Origin of the sequence: Streptomyces sp. C1-1 (assembly GCF_050214755.1) — a bacterium.
Classification (GTDB): Bacteria; Actinomycetota; Actinomycetes; order Streptomycetales; family Streptomycetaceae; genus Streptomyces.
In genome coordinates this window covers 3,034,135-3,052,206 of record NZ_CP189826.1, presented here as the reverse complement: position 1 = coordinate 3,052,206, position 18,072 = coordinate 3,034,135, and the positions used below count along the sequence as shown (strand labels likewise).

Annotated in this window: 16 protein-coding genes; 11 read left to right on the top strand and 5 right to left on the bottom strand. The window is 70.1% G+C overall.

Features of this window, described 5'->3' with window-relative positions; translation table 11 throughout:
* Window positions 1-141: 141 nt before the first annotated feature.
* Window positions 142-1,677 carry an RNA polymerase sigma factor gene (locus ACQF4J_RS13785; protein ID WP_351570261.1) on the top strand — a complete coding sequence of 512 codons (1,536 nt, stop codon included), beginning with the start codon at window positions 142-144 and terminating at the stop codon, window positions 1,675-1,677.
* Between the two features lie 133 nt (window positions 1,678-1,810).
* Window positions 1,811-2,683, top strand: a complete 873-nt coding sequence (locus tag ACQF4J_RS13780) for a serine protease (RefSeq protein WP_427165714.1) — start codon at window positions 1,811-1,813, stop codon at window positions 2,681-2,683.
* A gap of 136 nt (window positions 2,684-2,819) precedes the next feature.
* Here ACQF4J_RS13780 and ACQF4J_RS13775 read toward each other — a convergent pair whose 3' ends face one another.
* A complete protein-coding gene (locus ACQF4J_RS13775; RefSeq protein ID WP_067247462.1) occupies window positions 2,820-3,050 on the bottom strand; it encodes a DUF7455 domain-containing protein in 231 nt (76 codons plus the stop codon).
* A gap of 441 nt (window positions 3,051-3,491) precedes the next feature.
* Between ACQF4J_RS13775 and ACQF4J_RS13770 the strand changes: the two genes are divergently transcribed.
* The 6 genes from ACQF4J_RS13770 to ACQF4J_RS13745 all read left to right on the top strand — a co-directional run bounded on the left by ACQF4J_RS13770 (window position 3,492) and on the right by ACQF4J_RS13745 (window position 10,692).
* Window positions 3,492-5,615: a DNA gyrase/topoisomerase IV subunit B gene (locus tag ACQF4J_RS13770; RefSeq protein WP_351570268.1), complete on the top strand. Its 2,124-nt coding sequence runs from the start codon at window positions 3,492-3,494 to the stop codon at window positions 5,613-5,615.
* Window positions 5,616-6,126: 511 nt separating this feature from the next.
* On the top strand, window positions 6,127-6,651 hold the full coding sequence (locus tag ACQF4J_RS13765) for a DUF1453 domain-containing protein (protein WP_351570271.1): 525 nt from the start codon (window positions 6,127-6,129) through the stop codon (window positions 6,649-6,651).
* A complete protein-coding gene (locus ACQF4J_RS13760) occupies window positions 6,648-7,799 on the top strand; it encodes a sensor histidine kinase (RefSeq protein ID WP_351570274.1) in 1,152 nt (383 codons plus the stop codon). Before ACQF4J_RS13765 ends, ACQF4J_RS13760 begins: the two co-directional genes overlap by 4 nt.
* A complete protein-coding gene (locus ACQF4J_RS13755; RefSeq protein ID WP_351570277.1) occupies window positions 7,796-8,479 on the top strand; it encodes a response regulator transcription factor in 684 nt (227 codons plus the stop codon). The genes ACQF4J_RS13760 and ACQF4J_RS13755 overlap by 4 nt, the downstream gene beginning before the upstream one ends.
* Before the next feature lie 69 nt (window positions 8,480-8,548).
* Complete coding sequence (locus ACQF4J_RS13750; RefSeq protein WP_427165713.1) at window positions 8,549-9,103, top strand: DUF485 domain-containing protein; 555 nt, start codon at window positions 8,549-8,551, stop codon at window positions 9,101-9,103.
* Window positions 9,100-10,692, top strand: coding sequence for a solute symporter family protein (locus ACQF4J_RS13745; RefSeq protein ID WP_351570283.1), 1,593 nt, complete (start codon window positions 9,100-9,102; stop codon window positions 10,690-10,692). The genes ACQF4J_RS13750 and ACQF4J_RS13745 overlap by 4 nt, the downstream gene beginning before the upstream one ends.
* Window positions 10,693-10,859: 167 nt before the next feature.
* On the opposite strand, the gene ACQF4J_RS13740 is transcribed toward ACQF4J_RS13745, so the two are convergent.
* Entirely contained in the window at window positions 10,860-11,552 is a 693-nt protein-coding gene (locus ACQF4J_RS13740) for a response regulator (protein ID WP_351570286.1), read from the bottom strand.
* A 161-nt stretch (window positions 11,553-11,713) separates the two neighbouring features.
* Here ACQF4J_RS13740 and ACQF4J_RS13735 point away from each other — a divergent pair, with 161 nt between their 5' ends.
* The 3 genes from ACQF4J_RS13735 (at window position 11,714) to ACQF4J_RS13725 (ending at window position 14,507) form a co-directional block, all read left to right on the top strand.
* Window positions 11,714-12,529, top strand: a complete 816-nt coding sequence (locus ACQF4J_RS13735) for an ABC transporter ATP-binding protein (protein ID WP_351570289.1) — start codon at window positions 11,714-11,716, stop codon at window positions 12,527-12,529.
* Window positions 12,519-13,376 (top strand): ABC transporter permease, encoded by an 858-nt coding sequence (locus ACQF4J_RS13730; protein ID WP_427165712.1) that lies wholly within the window; start codon window positions 12,519-12,521, stop codon window positions 13,374-13,376. Before ACQF4J_RS13735 ends, ACQF4J_RS13730 begins: the two co-directional genes overlap by 11 nt.
* 69 nt (window positions 13,377-13,445) lie before the next feature.
* Window positions 13,446-14,507: an ABC transporter substrate-binding protein gene (locus ACQF4J_RS13725; protein ID WP_351570295.1), complete on the top strand. Its 1,062-nt coding sequence runs from the start codon at window positions 13,446-13,448 to the stop codon at window positions 14,505-14,507.
* 54 nt (window positions 14,508-14,561) lie between these two features.
* On the opposite strand, the gene ACQF4J_RS13720 is transcribed toward ACQF4J_RS13725, so the two are convergent.
* The 3 genes from ACQF4J_RS13720 to ACQF4J_RS13710 form a co-directional block, all read right to left on the bottom strand.
* Window positions 14,562-15,242 (bottom strand): response regulator, encoded by a 681-nt coding sequence (locus ACQF4J_RS13720; RefSeq protein ID WP_351570511.1) that lies wholly within the window; start codon window positions 15,240-15,242, stop codon window positions 14,562-14,564.
* Window positions 15,242-16,972, bottom strand: coding sequence for an ATP-binding protein (locus ACQF4J_RS13715; RefSeq protein WP_427165711.1), 1,731 nt, complete (start codon window positions 16,970-16,972; stop codon window positions 15,242-15,244). The genes ACQF4J_RS13720 and ACQF4J_RS13715 overlap by 1 nt, the downstream gene beginning before the upstream one ends.
* A gap of 138 nt (window positions 16,973-17,110) precedes the next feature.
* A complete protein-coding gene (locus ACQF4J_RS13710; protein WP_427165710.1) occupies window positions 17,111-18,052 on the bottom strand; it encodes a sucrase ferredoxin in 942 nt (313 codons plus the stop codon).
* Window positions 18,053-18,072: the final 20 nt, after the last annotated feature.

Sequence of the window (18,072 nt, the reverse complement as noted above, 5' to 3'; positions counted from 1 at the left end):
GAATACGGACGCCGTTCATGGCGCTGTGCATCTTCCCGGCCCCCACCCGCGCCGTCGGCCCAATCCCCAAAGCCGGCGGTCGGCTCCTGTCCGTCCCGGACGGGGCCGGAAGCCGTTTTCCAACGTTCCGAGAGGTTGTTCGTGTCGGCCAGCACATCCCGTACGCTCCCGCCGGAGATCGCCGAGTCCGTCTCTGTCATGGCTCTCATCGAGCGGGGAAAGGCCGAGGGGCAGATCGCCGGCGACGATGTGCGTCGGGCCTTCGAAGCTGACCAGATTCCGGCCACTCAGTGGAAGAACGTACTGCGCAGCCTCAACCAGATCCTCGAGGAAGAGGGTGTGACGCTGATGGTCAGTGCCGCGGAGCCCAAGCGCACCCGAAAGAGCGTCGCAGCGAAGAGTCCGGCCAAGCGCACCGCCACCAAGACGGTCGCGGCGAAGACGGTGACCACCAAGAAGGCCACCGCCACCGCTCCCGCGGCGGCGCCCGCCGCCGACATGCCGGTCGAGGACGACGCCCCCACGGCCGCCGCCGCCAAGAAGGCGCCCGCCAAGAAGGCCACGGCGGCCGCGAAGAAGACGGTCGCCAAGAAGACGGCGGCCAAGAAGACCAGCGCCAAGAAGGACGACGCCGAGGCCCTCGAGGAAGAGGTTCTCGAGGAGACCCCGAAGGCCGGCGACGAGCCCGAGGGTACCGAGAGCGCGGGCTTCGTGCTGTCCGACGAGGACGAGGACGACGCGCCGGCCCAGCAGGTCGCCGCCGCCGGTGCCACCGCCGACCCGGTCAAGGACTACCTCAAGCAGATCGGCAAGGTCCCCCTGCTCAACGCCGAGCAGGAGGTCGAGCTCGCCAAGCGCATCGAGGCGGGCCTGTTCGCCGAGGACAAGCTGTCCAACGCCGACAAGCTGGCCCCGAAGCTCAAGCGCGAGCTGGAGATCATCGCCGAGGACGGCCGCCGCGCCAAGAACCACCTCCTGGAGGCCAACCTCCGTCTGGTGGTCTCCCTGGCCAAGCGCTACACCGGCCGCGGCATGCTCTTCCTGGACCTCATCCAGGAGGGCAACCTCGGTCTGATCCGCGCGGTCGAGAAGTTCGACTACACCAAGGGCTACAAGTTCTCCACGTACGCCACCTGGTGGATCCGTCAGGCGATCACCCGCGCCATGGCCGACCAGGCCCGCACCATCCGTATCCCGGTGCACATGGTCGAGGTCATCAACAAGCTCGCGCGCGTGCAGCGCCAGATGCTCCAGGACCTGGGTCGCGAGCCCACCCCGGAGGAGCTGGCCAAGGAGCTCGACATGACCCCGGAGAAGGTCATCGAGGTCCAGAAGTACGGCCGCGAGCCCATCTCCCTGCACACCCCGCTGGGCGAGGACGGCGACAGCGAGTTCGGTGACCTCATCGAGGACTCCGAGGCCGTCGTCCCGGCCGACGCGGTCAGCTTCACGCTCCTGCAGGAGCAGCTGCACTCCGTCCTGGACACCCTGTCCGAGCGCGAGGCGGGCGTCGTCTCGATGCGGTTCGGTCTCACCGACGGTCAGCCGAAGACCCTCGACGAGATCGGCAAGGTCTACGGCGTCACGCGCGAGCGCATTCGCCAGATCGAGTCCAAGACCATGTCGAAGCTGCGCCACCCGTCGCGTTCCCAGGTGCTGCGCGACTACCTCGACTAGGTCGCGCCGGTACGACACCCAAGGCCCGGTTCCGCACCCGGAACCGGGCCTCGTCGCGTCGTCGCGCGGGTGCGGCGCGCCCCCGGCTGAATCACTCTGGGTCTCCAAAGGCAACCGAGAGTGAGGAACGCGTATGCGTGGTCCGTCTGTCCGGGCGCTGACCCGGCCGCTGGTCCTGGCGACTGTCGCGACCGCAATACCGCTGCTGTCCGCCGCTCCCGCGCTCGCCGGCGTCGTCGTGGGCGGCTTCCCGGTCGACATCTCCCAGAGTCCCTGGACGGTGGCGCTGTCCAGCCGTGACCGGTTCGGGGGTACGCGCGCGGGACAGTTCTGCGGGGGCGTGGCGATCGGCCCCACGACCGTGCTCACCGCCGCGCACTGCATGGGCGAGGAGGTGCTGGGGGCCCCACCGAACCGTGTGCGCGACCTGAAGGTCATCACGGAGCGCACGGACCTGCTCTCGGACGGGGGCCGGGAGATCGCGGTGCGCGAAGTGCGGGTCAACCCGGGGTACGACAGCGGTACCAACGCGGGGGACTTCGCCCTGCTCACCCTGGCCGAGCCGCTCCCGGGGAGCCCGGTCATCGCCATGGCGGCGGCCGGTGATCCGGCGTACGAGCCGGAGACGAGCGCCACCGTCTACGGATGGGGTGACATCACGGGGGGCGGTGACTACGCGCGCACGCTGCACGCCGCACACGTGCGCGTACTGCCCGACGCACAGTGCGAGAAGGCGTACCCGGGCCGCGAGGACGGCACCTACGCCGCCGAGAGCATGCTGTGCGCCGGAGAGCAGCAAGGAGGGCGAGACGCCTGCCAGGGGGACAGCGGCGGCCCTCTCGTGGCCCAGGGGAAGCTGATCGGGCTCGTGTCCTGGGGCAGCGGCTGCGGCCGGGCGGGCAGCCCGGGCGTCTACACGCGCGTGTCCGAGGTCGTACGGGCGCTGGGAGCGTTGGGAGGTGGCGGTATCACCGACAGCGTCACGGACGCCCTGAAGAGCCGCTGACGGAGGTCTTGTGAGCGCTTCCGAGGTCTTGTGAGGGCTTCTGTACGAGCGCGGGCGGCGCGGTCCCTGAATGCAGGGGCCGCGCCGCCCGTGTACCGGCCTGTGCCGGATCTCGGCTCGTCGTCAACGCGAAGTGTCAGCGCTCTTCGTCGGATGCGGATGCCGGAACGGTAGTCAGCCGCTCCGTCTCGTCCTGTATCTCAGCGGCGATCTTCTTGAGTTCCGGCTCGAACTTGCGACCGTGGTGGGCGCAGAAGAGCAGCTCTCCGCCGCTGAGCAGGACAACGCGCACGTAGGCCTGCGCGCCGCAACGGTCGCAGCGATCGGCGGCCGTCAGCGGGCTCGCGGGGGTCAGAACAGTAGTCACGTCGCCTCTTCTCTAGCTCGACGAGCTGTCGTACCAGGGTCAACATCCAACCAGCCCCGAAGTGTTCCCGCCCGGGGCTTTTCCTCGAAAGAAATCTTCGAGGCCGGCTGCCTGTTGCCGGTTGGCGGCGAATGTGCCGTATTGCGTGTCTGTGTGTCTTACGGGTTCGCTCTGGCTGTCAACATCAGTCCTCCCGGCTGGCTTGCCGGTTGTTCATGAGGACGTGCCCGGAGCCTAAATGGTTCATGCCTCCAATGGAACGTGATGTGTACTTCACCCCATCGAGGGATCGAACATGCATGCGACCCTGGACTAGGCTGTGTTTCGCACGAGGGTGGCGTTACAACGGCTCTACCAGGCCTCGGTACCCTCTTCACGGCAAGCAAGGCCGCGCCCTTACCCAAAAGGGCCTCACCTGAAATTCAGCGAGGAGCGAACCGCGTGACCGCCGAAACGTCCGTGTCGTCCACAGCGCTGCTGGCAGGAGCAGAGCGGGACGGTTCCAACTACACCGCGCGGCACCTGCTCGTCCTCGAGGGGCTCGAGGCCGTGCGCAAGCGTCCGGGCATGTACATCGGATCCACCGACAGCCGTGGTCTGATGCACTGCCTGTGGGAGATCATCGACAACTCCGTCGACGAGGCCCTCGGGGGCTACTGCGACCACATCGAGGTGATCCTCCACGACGACGGCTCGGTGGAGGTCCGGGACAACGGCCGGGGCATCCCGGTCGACGTCGAGCCCAAGACGGGCCTGTCCGGCGTCGAGGTCGTCATGACCAAGCTGCACGCCGGCGGCAAGTTCGGCGGCGGCTCGTACGCCGCCTCCGGCGGTCTGCACGGCGTGGGCGCCTCCGTGGTCAACGCGCTCTCGGCCCGCCTGGACGTCGAGGTCGACCGCGGCGGCCACACGCACGCGATCAGCTTCCGCCGCGGTGTGCCCGGCGCCTTCGCCGGCAACGGCGCGGACGCCAAGTTCGAGGCGGCCAGTGGCCTGCGCAAGGCCAAGAGGATTCCCAAGACCCGCAGCGGCACGCGCGTGCGTTACTGGGCCGACCGCCAGATCTTCCTCAAGGACGCCAAGCTCTCCCTGGACAACCTGCACCAGCGGGCCCGCCAGACGGCGTTCCTGGTGCCCGGCCTGACCATCGTCGTCCGTGACGAGTTCGGCCTCGGCGAGGGCGGCAGCAAGGGCGAGGAGTCCTTCCGCTTCGACGGCGGCATCAGCGAGTTCTGCGAGTACCTGGCGAGCGACAAGCCGGTCTGCGACGTGCTCCGCTTCTCCGGCCAGGGCACCTTCAGGGAGACGGTCCCGGTCCTGGACGAGCACGGCCAGATGACCCCCACCCAGGTCACCCGCGAGCTCGACGTCGACGTCGCCATGCGCTGGGGCACCGGCTACGACACGACCCTGAAGTCGTTCGTGAACATCATCGCCACCCCCAAGGGCGGCACGCACGTCGCGGGCTTCGAGACGGCCGTCACCAGCACCCTCAACGAGGTCCTGCGCGGCAAGAAGCTGCTGCGCGTGGCCGAGGACGACATCGTCAAGGACGACGCCCTGGAGGGCCTGACCGCCGTCGTCACCGTGCGTCTGGCCGAGCCGCAGTTCGAGGGCCAGACCAAGGAGGTCCTCGGCACCTCGGCGGCCCGCCGGATCGTGAACACCGTGATCACCAAGGAACTCAAGGCGTTCCTGACCTCCACGAAGCGCGACGCCGCGGCCCAGGCCCGCGTCGTCATGGAGAAGGCCGTCGCCGCCGCCCGTACGCGCATCGCCGCCCGCCAGCACAAGGACGCCCAGCGCCGCAAGACGGCCCTGGAGTCCTCCTCGCTGCCGGCGAAGCTCGCCGACTGCCGCAGTGACGACGTGGACCGCAGCGAGCTCTTCATCGTCGAGGGCGACTCCGCGCTCGGCACCGCCAAGCTCGCCCGCAACTCCGAGTTCCAGGCGCTGCTGCCGATCCGCGGCAAGATCCTGAACGTCCAGAAGTCGTCCGTGACCGACATGCTCAAGAACGCCGAGTGCGGCGCGATCATCCAGGTCATAGGAGCCGGCTCCGGCCGGACCTTCGACATCGACGCGGCCCGCTACGGCAAGATCATCATGATGACCGACGCCGACGTCGACGGCTCCCACATCCGCACCCTGCTCCTGACCCTCTTCCACCGCTACATGCGGCCCATGGTCGAGGCCGGCCGGGTGTTCGCCGCGGTGCCGCCACTGCACCGCATCGAGCTGGTCCAGCCGAAGAAGGGCCAGGACAAGTACGTCTATACGTACTCGGACCGCGAGCTTCGCGACAAGCTGCTCGAATTCGAGAGCAAGGGCGTCCGGTACAAGGACTCCATCCAGCGGTACAAGGGTCTCGGTGAGATGGACGCCGACCAGCTGGCCGAGACGACCATGGACCCCCGCCACCGCACCCTGCGCCGGATCAACCTCTCCGACCTGGACGCGGCAGAGACGGTCTTCGACCTGCTGATGGGCAACGACGTGGCACCGCGCAAGGAGTTCATCTCCAGCTCCGCGGCGACGCTGGACCGCTCGCGCATCGACGCATAGGCGCGGCGGCCGGGACGGGGTCGGCCGGGGCGGACCCGGCCGCGCCCGGTTCCGGCCGGGCCGCGCTTGGATCTTGCCGGCCACGCGTGAGCCCGCCCGGCCAGTTCTGTCCGGGCCGCGCTTGGCTCTTCCCGGCCACGTGCGGCCCCGCCCGGTCATGCTCAGACCTCTCCCGCTCCGTCCCTGCCGCGCCCGCCCCTCCTGGCCCGGCTCGCCCCGGCTCGATTCCGGCCCGTCCCGGCTCACTCTCGGCCCTGCCCCGACCAGACCCCGGTCGGGCCAGGCGCGGGCCTGGGTCGGGCAGGGCCTGGCCCGGACCAGGCCTGGGTCGGGCCGGGCTCGGCGCGGGCGGGGGACCGGGCTCTCCACCCGTGGGTGGAGCCCGCGGCACCGCACGGATCCACCCACGGTCCACCCCGGCTCCGATCTGCCGGGGCGCGGATTTCCGTAGCGTCGAAGGCGTCGACAGCACTCGCTGTCGCATCTCCCTTCTTCGTTCACGGAGGCACCGATGTCCGGGCTTGTCAACGCGCTGGCGATCGCGGCCGTGGTGGTTCTGGTGGTCGTCCGCCAGTTCCGCGCCCAGCGGATAGGTGTCGGGCGGCGCTGGTGGCTCGTGCCCGTGGTCCTCGCCTTCGTCGCGCTGCGCGAGCCCGGCATCGTCGACGCCCACCACCGCACCGCCTCCGTTGTCCTGCTCGGCGCGGAGCTGCTGATCGGCCTCGCCACCGGAGCCGGCTGGGCCTGGACCACCCGCATATGGGCCGAGCCGGACGGCGCTGTGTGGAGCAAGAGCACCAAGGCGAGCGTGACCGTGTGGATCGTCGGCATCGCCCTGCGCGTCGGCCTGTTCGCGCTCGGCACGGCAGTCGGTGTGCACCAGGACAGCTCCGCCCTGCTCCTCGCCCTCGCCGCCACGCTCCTGGTCCGCTCCGGGATCCTCCTGTGGAGGTCCCAGTCCTTCGCTCCGGCGCCGGCCATGGCCACGGCGTACGGTGACTCCACGGTCCGATCGGTCCCGAGGGAGCGTGTGTGACGGAGAACACCTGGACACACTGGCCCTCCCGGGAGGCGCTGGGCCGTGAGGGGATTTCACGGCCCCGGCGGCTGCTCGCCTGGCTCGTACGGCTGCTGGTGCTGGGCATGCTGTTGTGGGGCGCCTACGACAGCACCCACGTCCGCGGGTGGGGCGTGGTCGGGGCCGTGGTGGGTGTCCTCCTGGCCGGCGCTGTCGCCTGGGGATTCTGGCGCACCACCCTCGCCCACCGGCTCCTTCCGTCGCTCGCGCTCATGGCCGCTCTGGTCGGGCTGGCCGTCGGGGGACAGGCGGCCGGCTTCAAGACCGCGGCTCTCGTCCTGTGGTGCGGCTGCGCCATCAGCGCCCTGGAGCGGCTGCCCCTGGCCGCCGCCGTGCCCGTGACCTCGGTCTCCCTGGCGGCCTACGCCGCCGTGAACAACGACGTGTGGCTGACCACCGCCGTGACGACGGCCGGACTGGCGCTCGCCGGATACACCCTGCGCCTCGACGCCGAGGCCCGGGGCAACGCCCAGCGACTGCTCGCCCAGGAGCGCGCCGCGCGGGCCGCAGAGGCCGAGTCGGCGGCGCTCGCGGAGCGGGCCAGGATCGCTCGTGAGATCCACGACGTGCTCGCCCACAGCCTCTCGGCGCAGCTCGTGCACCTGGAGGCGGCCCGGCTGCTCATCGAACGGGGAGCCGACCGGGAGAAGATCCTGGAGCGGGTGGTGGCGGCGCGCGGCATGGCCCGCGACGGGCTCGACGAAACCCGGCAGGCGCTGTCCGCGCTGCGCGGTGAGCTGACTCCGCTGGAGGACTTCCTGACGCAGCTCGTCGGCACGTCGGCCGGTACCGAGGTCACCATTGCGGGTGAGCGCAGGCCGTTGCCGGCGGAGGCCTCGCAGGCCGTCCGCAGAGTCGCCCAGGAAGCCCTGACGAACGTGCGCAAGCACGCGGTGGGGGCCAAGGTGCGCATACGGCTGGAGTACGAAGACCACCAAGTGACGCTGGACGTGCGGGATTCGGGTGGCCCGCCGGGCGATCTGACCGGGTCGGGCGCCGGGTACGGTCTGCTGGGCATGCGCGAGCGTGCCGAGCTGTTGGGCGGCTCGTTGGAGGCCGGGCCGGACGAGGAGGGGTTCGTGGTGACGCTGAAGGTGCCCGTATGACGGAAGGGGCGCAGACCGGGGCCGCGCGGGTGGTGGTCGCGGACGACCAGACCGTGGTCCGCGAGGGCATCGTGATGTTGCTGGGCCTGCTGCCGGGGATCGAGGTCGTCGGTTCGGCGGGAGACGGGGAGGAAGCGGTGAAGCTCGTCGCCGAACTCGCCCCCGACGTGGTGCTGATGGATCTGCGCATGCCGCGGTGCGACGGCGTGGAGGCGACCCGGCGCATTCGCGAGGAGCACCCGGGCACACAGGTCGTGGTGCTCACGACGTTCGCCGACGACGAGTCGCTGTTCCCGGCCCTGCGTGCGGGGGCCCGGGGCTATCTCACCAAGGACGCGGGAGGCGACGAGATCGTACGGGCCGTGCACAGCGTGCTGTCCGGAGACGCGGGGCTGTCCCCGAGCATCCAACGGCGTCTGCTGGAGCGGCTGTCGGAGCCCGAGCCGGCTCCGGCGGCCCCGGCCGAGCCGCCGGACGGGCTGACCGCACGGGAGATCGAGGTCCTGGTGCTGATCTCGGAAGGACTCAACAACACGCAGATCGGGCGCAGGCTGCATGTCTCCACGGCGACCGTGAAGACCCACATCAACAACATCTTCACCAAGACGGGTCTCAAGGGCCGCGCGCAGGCGGTGCGTTACGCGTACGCGAAGGGAATCGCGCGTCCACCAGCGGGTTGAGTCACCTGATGGGGTGAAGAGGGCAGGGAAGAGAAGTCATGGATCTTCCCGTTCTGTCCATCCTTGGGCATGCAGTCAAGCAACGGCCGCCCCCGCGGCACTGGGGCCGGCGCCGAAAGTACTGCCGAACACCGCACGGGCCTTGGCCAGGCGCGTGCCGCGGTGTCCGGTGACATGAGGTACGACGATCCGTGGTACGACGCGCTCGCCTCGGGCTGGGGCGAGCCGGCCGGAGCCGATGTACCCGCGGCCGAGCCCGCGCGCCGGGCGCAGGAGGTGCGGGCGGCAGCGGCGGCCGACGTCTACCTCGAGGTGCAGCGCAGCGCGGCCTTCCAGGAAGTGCGCCGCCGCTACCGGAGGTTCGTGGTGCCGGGGGTCTTCGTCTTCCTGACCTGGTACGTGACCTACGTCGTGACCGCCACGACCGCGCCGGGGCTGATGGCGCGACCGGTGGCGGGCGCCGTGAACGTCGCGATGCTCGCGGGACTCGGACAGTTCCTCACCACGTTCCTGCTGGCCTGGGCCTACGCACGGCATGCGCGGCTGCGCAGGGACCGGGCCGCGCTCGATCTGCGCTGGGACACCCAGGAGCTGACGCGCTCGGTCCGGGACGGTGCCTTGTGACGGGCCATCACCAGACTCTGGCGATGATGCTGTTCAGCGGATTCGTCGCCGTCACGCTGGCGATCACGACATGGGTGAGCCGCAACCGCCGCGGCTCGGCGGAGGAGTTCTACGTCGGCGGGCGACTCTTCTCGCCGCTGGAGAATGGATTTGCCATCGCCGGGGACTACATGTCGGCCGCGTCCTTCCTCGGCGTCGCCGGGCTCATCGCGCTGTTCGGCTACGACGGGCTGCTGTATGCGGTCGGCTTCCTCGTGGCCTGGCTGGTGGTGCTGTTCCTGGTCGCCGAACTGGTGCGCAACTGCGGACGGTTCACCCTCGCGGACGTGATCGTGGCACGGATGAGCGAGCGGCCGGTGCGGGTCGCGGCGGGAACCTCCTCGGTCACCGTGTCCGTTGTCTACCTGGTGGCGCAGATGGTGGGTGCGGGAAGCCTGGTGGCTCTGCTGCTCGGGGGGACGAGCCAGGCGGCGCGGGCCTGGACCATCGTCGGCGTCGGCGCGCTCATGGTCGTCTATGTGTCGATGGGCGGGATGCGGGCCACGACCTGGATCCAGATCGTGAAGGCGGTGCTGCTGCTCGGCGGCACGGTCGCGTTGACCGTCCTCGTCCTGCTGAGGTTCCACGGCGATGTGGACAGGCTGCTGCAGACGGCGGCCGAGCGCAGCGGTCACGGTGACGCCTTCCTGGCCCCGGGGCTGAAGTACGGAGGGGACTGGACCGCCCGCCTGGACTTCATCAGCCTCGGGCTCGCCCTGGTGCTGGGCACCGCGGGGCTGCCGCACATCCTCTCCCGCTTCTACACCGTGCCCACGGCGCGGGCGGCCCGGCGTTCGGTGCTCTGGTCGATCGGGCTCATCGGCGGCTTCTACCTGATGACGATCGTGCTGGGCTTCGGCGCGGCGGCGATCGTGGGGCCGCAGGCGATCCGCGGGTCAAACGCGGCCGGCAACACGGCAGTTCCGCTTCTCGCCCTCGACCTGGGTGGCGGAGCCGACTCCAAGGGAGGAACGGTTCTGGTCGCGGTCGTCGGTTCCATCGCCTTCGCCACGATTCTCGCTGTGGTCGCCGGTATCACCCTGGCGTCCTCCGCGTCCGTGGCCCACGACCTCTACACATCCCTGCGGCGCGGTCGGGGGAAGCCACGCAGCGAGGTGGCGGTGGCGCGCGTCGCCTCGGTCGGCATCGGCGTGGTCGCGATCGCTCTCGGCCTCCTCGCGCGGGACATGAACGTCGCCTTCCTGGTGGGCCTCGCGTTCGCGGTCGCAGCGTCCGCGAATCTGCCGGTGCTGCTGTACTCGCTGTTCTGGCGCGGCTTCACCACCCGAGGGGCGGTGTGGGCCGTCTACGGCGGGCTGATCCCCGCACTCGGGCTCGTCGCGCTGTCGCCGGTGGTCTCTGGCAGCCCGGACTCACTGTTCCCGGGTGTCGACTTCCAGTACTTCCCCCTCCAGAATCCCGGCATCGTGTCGATCCCGCTGGGCTTCCTCGCCGGCTGGCTCGGCACGGTCACCTCGGCCGAACTCCCCGACGAGGCCAAGCACGCGGAAACCGAGGTGCGGTCACTGACAGGGGCGGGGGCCGCCTAGCTGACGGCGCCCTCACCGTCGTAGGGCGTGGCCTTCACCGTCGTAGGGCGTGGGCCCCCTCGGCGTCGTAGGACGTGGGCGTCCTCACCGTCGTAGGGCGTGGGGAGCCTGGGCGTCGTAGGGCGTCGGAGCCTTCGCCGCCGTAACGCAGCGGCGCGGTCCGACCGTCACGGCGCCACCCATGCGTACCGGTGTTCCGGGCGGCCCGTGTCGCCGTATTTGAGGGAGAGGCGCAGGCGGCCGGCCTGTTCGAGATGGCGGAGGTAGCGCTGGGCGGTGGAGCGGCTCAGGCCGGTCTCGGCGGCGACCTCGTGGGCGGAGAGCGGGTGGTCGGCGTCGTGCAAGACGTGGCAGATCAGGTCGGTCGTCGGCTCCGAGTGACCGCTGGGCAGGCCCGGTGAGGAGGGCGCCGGCGCGGTGCGCAGTGCGCCGAAGATGCGGTCCACCTGCTCCTGGCCGGCGATGCCGCGGCCGCCGACGCGGTCGACCGTGCGGCGCAGGGCGGCGTAGGAGTCGAGGCGGCTCCGCAGGGCGGCGAAGGTGAACGGTTTCACCAGGTAGTGCAGGGCGCCCAGACGCATCGCGGTCTGGACCGTGGTCACGTCGCTGGCCGCCGTGATCATGATGACGTCGGTGCCGTGGCCCTGTTCCCGCATGCGGTGGACGAGTTCGAGGCCGGTCTGGTCGGGCAGGTAGTGGTCGAGCAGCACCAGGTCGACACCGCCGCGCTGCACGGTGGCCAGCGCCTGCGCAGCGCTGTGCGCGCGGGCGGCCACCCGGAAACCGGGAACCTTTCCCACGTACTTGGCGTTGATCTCGGCGACACGGAAGTCGTCGTCCACGACCAGGACGTCAATCATCGGGCCTCTTTCTGTCAAGGCCTGGCGGGCGTCAAGCCCGTGTTTCGGCTCCGCAGTTCTAGCGCGAGCAAAATGAGCACAACAGGCTGTTGCAAGCAAAAGAACGGCATGCGCTCAGAAGGCTGCTGCTGTGGCCCGGGCCACATCTACCGTCCCCGGCCATGAGCGCAGACACCAGCCCCGCCATCCGGCTGCGGGGCGCGACCAAGATCTTCAGGACCCCGTCGGGGGGTCTGCACACGGCGGTCAAGGAACTCGACCTCACCGTCGGACGCGGCGAGTTCGTGGCCGTCGTAGGACCGACCGGGTGCGGCAAGTCGACCACGCTGACCCTGGTCAGCGGGCTGGAGGAGCCCACCGAGGGCGAGGTGCTGGTCGCCGGGGAACCCGTGCGCGGCGTCGGCGACAAGGTCGGTTTCGTCTTCCAGCAGGACGCCACCTTCCCCTGGCGTACCGTCCTGTCGAACGTCATGGCCGGCCCCCGCTTCCGCGGTGTGCCCAAGGCGGAGGCCAAGCAGAAGGCGCGCGAGTGGCTGGCCAGGGTCGGACTCGCCGCGTTCGAGGACCGTTATCCGCACCAGCTCTCCGGCGGTCAGCGCAAGCGCGTCGCGCTCGCCGCCACCTTCGTCAACGACCCCGAGATCCTGCTGATGGACGAGCCCTTCTCGGCGCTCGACGTGCAGACCAGGGCGCTGATGTCGGACGAGCTGCTGGAACTGTGGGAGGGCACGGGCGCCTCGGTCGTCTTCGTCACCCACGACCTGGAGGAGTCCATCGCGCTGGCCGACAAGGTCGTCGTCATGACGGCCGGGCCCGCCACCGTCAAGCACGTCTTCGACATCGACCTGCCGCGGCCGCGCAAGGTCGAGTCGGTGCGCCTGGAGCCGCGGTTCATCGAGATCTACCGCGAGATCTGGGAGTCCCTCGGCGAAGAGGTCCGCATCACCCGCGAGAGGGGCGCCGCCCATGTCGCCTGACGTCCTGAGCGCGCCGGTCGAGGACGCGGTCAAAACTCCGGACCGCGCCCACTCAAGGGCCCGCGCCGCCCGCAGACGCAGGATCGTCGTCACGACGGTCCGGGTGCTGCTGCTCGTCGGCATCCTCGGTCTCTGGGAGGCACTCTCCCGGGCCAAGGTCATCGATCCGTTCAACTTCTCCATGCCGTCGAAGATCTGGGACCAGATCTACACCTGGGTGACGCACGGCACGGCACTCGGCTCCCTGGGGGAGCAGATCTGGTACACGCTCTACGAGGCGCTGCTCGGCTGGGTCCTCGGCGTGGTCGCCGGTGTCGTCCTCGGTATCGCGCTCGGACGGATCAGCTTCCTCGCCGATGTCCTTGGTCCATACATCAAGGTGCTCAACTCGATGCCGAGGATCATTCTGGCGCCGATCTTCCTCATCTGGTTCGGTCTCGGCCCGGCGTCCAAGGTCGCCTCGGCGGTCGTACTGGTCTTCTTCCCGGTGTTCTTCAACGCCTTCCAGGGCGCCCGCGAGGTCGACCGCAACCTGGTCGCCAACGCCCGCATCCTGGGCGCCAGCGACCGTCGGGTGACCCTCCAGGTCGTCATCCCGTCGGCCACCTCGTGGATCTTCACCAGCCTCCACGTCAGCTTCGGCTTCGCGCTCATCGGCGCCATCGTCGGCGAGTACATCGGTGCCACCAAGGGCATCGGCCTGCTCGTCGCGCAGTCCCAGAACACCTTCAACGCCGCCGGTGTGTACGCGGCCATGGTGATCCTCGCCGTCGTCGCGCTGGCGGCCGAGGGACTGCTCACCTTCGTCGAGCGCCGCGTCTTCCGCTGGAAGCCGACGAACTCCTAGCCGCGACTGCCCTCTTGGGCCCCTGACCCCTTCGCTCCCGCACCGCCATCCACAAGGACGTGAACCACCATGCGCAAGTCCGCCAGACTCACCGCCCTCGCCGCCGTCGGCGTCCTCGCCCTCTCCTCCCTCACCGCCTGCGCCAACGACGCGGCGAGCAGCACCTCCGCCGACGCCGGAAGCAAGGGCGACGGCAAGGGCACGAAGGTCAAGATCATGGTGGGCGGCCTGGACAAGGTCATCTACCTGCCCGCGATGCTCACCCAGCGACTCGGCTACTTCGACGCCGAGGGACTCGACGTGGAACTGCTCAGCGAGCCGGCCGGTGTGCAGGCCGAGACCGCGCTCGTCTCGGGACAGGTCCAGGGGGCCGTCGGGTTCTACGACCACACCCTCGACCTGCAGACGAAGCAGAAGTACGTCGAGTCCGTCGTGCAGTTCTCGCAGGCGCCCGGCGAGGTGGAGATCGTCTCGAACAAGGCCGCCGGCGACATCACCTCGCCCAAGGACTTCAAGGGGAAGAAGCTCGGCGTCACCGGGCTCGGCTCCTCGACGGACTTCCTCACCAAGTACCTCGCGGTCAAGAACGGAGTGAAGGTCAGCGACTTCACGCCGGTCGCCGTCGGTGCCGGACCGACCTTCATCGCGGCGCTGCAGAAGGGCGCCATAGACGGCGGTATGACGACCGACCCGACCGTCGCCACGATCCTGGACAAGAAGGCGGGCAAGGTCCTCCTCGACATGCGGACTCCCGAGGGGTCCCAGCAGGCGCTCGGCGGGCCGTACCCGTCGTCAAGCCTGTACATGCAGACGGACTGGGTCAACAGTCACAAGGACACCGTCCAGAAGTTGGTCAATGCATTCGTCAAGACGCTCAACTGGATGTCCACGCACAGCGCGTCCGAGATAGCCGCCAAGATGCCCGCCGACTACTCGCAGGGGAACAAGGCGCTCTACGCGCAGGCCGTCAAGAGCACCCTGCCCATGTTCACCAAGGACGGCGTGATGCCGGCGAACGGCCCCGAGACCGTGGAGAAGGTGCTCAAGGCGTTCAATCCAAACATCAAGAACGCCAAGGTCGACCTGAGCAAGACCTTCACCACCGAGTTCGTGGAGAAAGCCAAGGGCTGAATCCGTATGGGGGAGGGGCACGGTCTCTTCCCCCGCCCCCAACGGGCCGTGCCCTCAGGCGCGGGTCGCCCACACGTAACGGTGTTCAGGGCGGCCCGCGTCGCCGTACTTCAGGGTCAGCCGTGCGCGCCCCGTGCGCTCCAGGAGTTTCAGATAGCGCTGGGCGGTCTGGCGGCTCACCCCGGTCCGGTCGGCCAGCTCCTGTGCCGACAGCGGCCCTTCGGCGTTCATCAGGGCCTGACGTACCAGCTCGGCGGTGGTGGGGGAGTGCCCCTTGGGCAGCCCCGGATCGGAGGACGCCGACAGGACGCCGAAGATGCGGTCGACCTCGGCCTGTTCGGCCTCGCCGCCGCCGTCGAGCCTGCGGCGCAGCTCCGCGTACGCCTCCAGCTTGGCGCGCAGACCCGCGAAGGCGAACGGCTTGACCAGGTACTGCAGCGCGCCGTGCCGCATCGCGGCCTGCACCGTCGCCACGTCCCGGGCCGCCGTCACCATGATCACGTCCGTTTGGTGGCCGCGCCTGCGCATCTCCCGGACCACCGCAAGGCCGGTCTCGTCGGGCAGATAGTGGTCCAGGAGGACCAGGTCCAGTTCAGGCAGCGCCTCCAACTGCCGGAGCGCCTCGGCCGCGTTGTGCGCCTCACCGGCGACGTGGAAGCCGGGCACCTTCTCGACGTAGGCGGCGTTGACCTGGGCCACCCTGGTGTCGTCGTCCACGACCAGAACCTCGATCATCACGACTCCTCCTTGACGGCGACCGTGTCGTCGGCATCGGCATCGGCAGCGGCCCCGGCGGCAGCGGCAGCGGCATCGGCCCCGGCGGCGGTGGCGGTGGCGGTGGCCGGCACCGGCTCGGGCTCGGCGAGCGCCTCCGGGAGGACGACGGTGAACTCCGCGCCGCCGCCGTGTGCTTCGCCCACCGTCGCGCTGCCGCCCTGTCTCTCGGCGAGCCGGCGCACCATCGAGAGCCCGATGCCGCGCTCGCGGTGCGCCGGTGCCTCCTTCGTGGACCAGCCATCGGTGAAGACCAGCTCCCGTTGTTCCGCCGGGATACCGGGCCCCGTGTCGCGCACCCTGAGGACGACGGTACGGCCCTGCGTGCGCAGCTCGACCTCCACGCGCGCGTGGAGGGTCCCCGCGACGGCGTCGAGGGCGTTGTCGACCAGGTTGCCGACCACCGTGACGAGCCCCCTCGGGTCGATCAGCCGGTCCGGCAGCCGCGTCCGGTCCGAGATCCACAGGGCGACGCCCCGCTCGGCCGCCACGGTGGCCTTGCCGACGAGCAGAGCCGCGAGCAGCGGATCCTGGATTTTCTCCGTCACCTGCTCGGCGGTGGCCCGGTGGTCGCCGACCACCTCGCCGACGAACTCCACGGCGTCGTCGTACATCTCCAGTTCGAGCAGGCCCAGCAGCGTGTGCATGCGGTTGGCGTGCTCGTGGTCCTGGGCGCGCAGCGCGTCGATCAGGCCGCGTGTCGAGTCCAGCTCCCGACCGAGCTGCTCCAGCTCGGTGCGGTCGCGCAAGGTGGCCACGGCGCCGCCGTCGTCCGTGGGCATGCGGTTGGCGACCAGGACACGCTGGCCGCGGACGGTGAGCAGGTCGGTGCCGGTCACCCGGCCGCCCAGGATGTCGGCCGTCCGTCCTTCGCCGAGAGCCTCGTCCGGGGAGCGGCCGACGGACTGTTCGTCGATGCTCAGCAGACGGTGCGCCTCGTCGTTGAGGAGGCGAATACGGCCGGTGCGGTCCAGGGCGACGACGCCCTCCCGGATGCCGTGCAGCATCGCCTCGCGCTCCGCGAGTAGCGCCGAGATGTCGGAGAAGGCCAGGTCGCGGGTCTGCCGTTGGACCCGGCGGGAGACGAACCAGGCGGCCAGCGCTCCGACGGCCAGCGCGCCTCCGGCGTAGGCGAGCAGCCCCGGGATCGCGCTCAGCAGCCGGGCCCGCACGCTGTCGTAGGGGATACCGACCGAGACCGCGCCGATGATGCGGTGGTCGGCGTCGTACAACGGCACCTTGCCGCGGGCCGAGCGACCCAGCGTGCCCCGGTCTATCTCCATGACCTCCTTGCCCGCCAGGGCCTCCTCGGGGCTCGTCGAGACCTCGTGGCCGATCTCCGAGGCCGTCGGATGCGACCAGCGCACCCAGTGCGTGTTCAGCACGACGATGTACTCGGCGTTCGTGGCCAGCCGGATCCGCTCGGCCTCCCTCTGCACCGGACCGTTCCTGCTGGGCGGAGTGGTGAGCACCCCCTCGGCGATCTGCGGGTCCTGCGCCGTCGTCTCGGCGATGGCCAGCGCCCGGCGCATCGCCTCCTGGTCCAGCTGCTTGCTGAGCGGCGCGAGGAACAGGCCGGTCGCGAGCACCGCGACCCCCGCGGCGATCGCCACCTGCATCAGCAGGACCTGCGAGAACACCCGCTTCGGCATGCCGAGGCGCAGGCGGCGGGCGGGGGGAGTGGGTCTCATACCCATGACGGTACGTGGGAGGTCCACAGCCGCCGTAGGGGGTGTGGCGTGCATCTCTTGATCAATACCGGTTGATCATTTGATCCGTGCTCGCTGATCAATGTTGAGTTGCGCAGGTTGATGCCTTGACCGGCACGATCAACTCGCGAGCGCCGTCGCCACCAGTTCGCGCACCTCGACGACGTCCATGCGCGCGGGCGAACCCAGGATCGAGGTCCCGCAGCTCTCCGGGCGGGGCGGAGCCGCGGCGCCCTGGGCCACGACGACGCGCCAGCGGCGTCCGTCGGCGTGAGCGACGGTCACCTCCCAGCGCGGAGCCGCACCACGCGTTCCCACGACGGCCAGAGCGTCCGCCGCGTACTCGCGCTCCGCGGTCCGCACGGCCAGCTCGGCCGCCTGACCGGGCCGCTCCCAGGCGGAGTTCCCGCGGCAGCCCTCGACGACGACGCGTCCCTCCCGGACGCTGTGCAGGACCTGCTTCACGGCGTGGGCCTCGGCGCGGCCGTACGCGTATCCGTAGGGCAGGACGAGCAGGGTCGGCGAGAAGCGATGACCACCCAGATGAGTGACCTCCCAGACGCCCTCGACGCCCGAGGCGGCCAGTTCGGCGGCGAGCGGACGGCCGAGCAGCGCGCAGCAGCGGTCGCGCTTGCCGTTGGTGCAGACGAGGGCGAGCGGGTCGCCCGTGTGCGGCCGCGCCCCGAGAACCGAGTCGAAGGTCCGGTGCTCGCCCCTGCCGAGCGCCGCGAAGTCGAGGTCGAGCAGGTCCTGCGGCTCGTGGATGGTGGCGGAGTGCAGCCATCCCCGGCCGGGCACGGTGTGGGCCGCGTAGACCTGACGTGCGGTGGTCGTTCCGAGGTCGGCGTGGCGGCCGGGTCGGCGGATCAGCGCGATGCGTACGCCCGTGCCCTTGACGGCCGCTTCCAGGGCGCGGCCGAGTGCCGGGTCGAGGTGGCTCGATGTGAGCGCCTTGGCGCCCCAGGGGCCCGGCTGCTCCAGCAGCAGCCAGGTCCGAGCGGTGGCCGCGGTTCCCGCGAGGGGCTCGTCGAGCTCCTGGGAAGCGGTTGAGCACGTACTCACAGAGGTGAGCCTAACCTGAC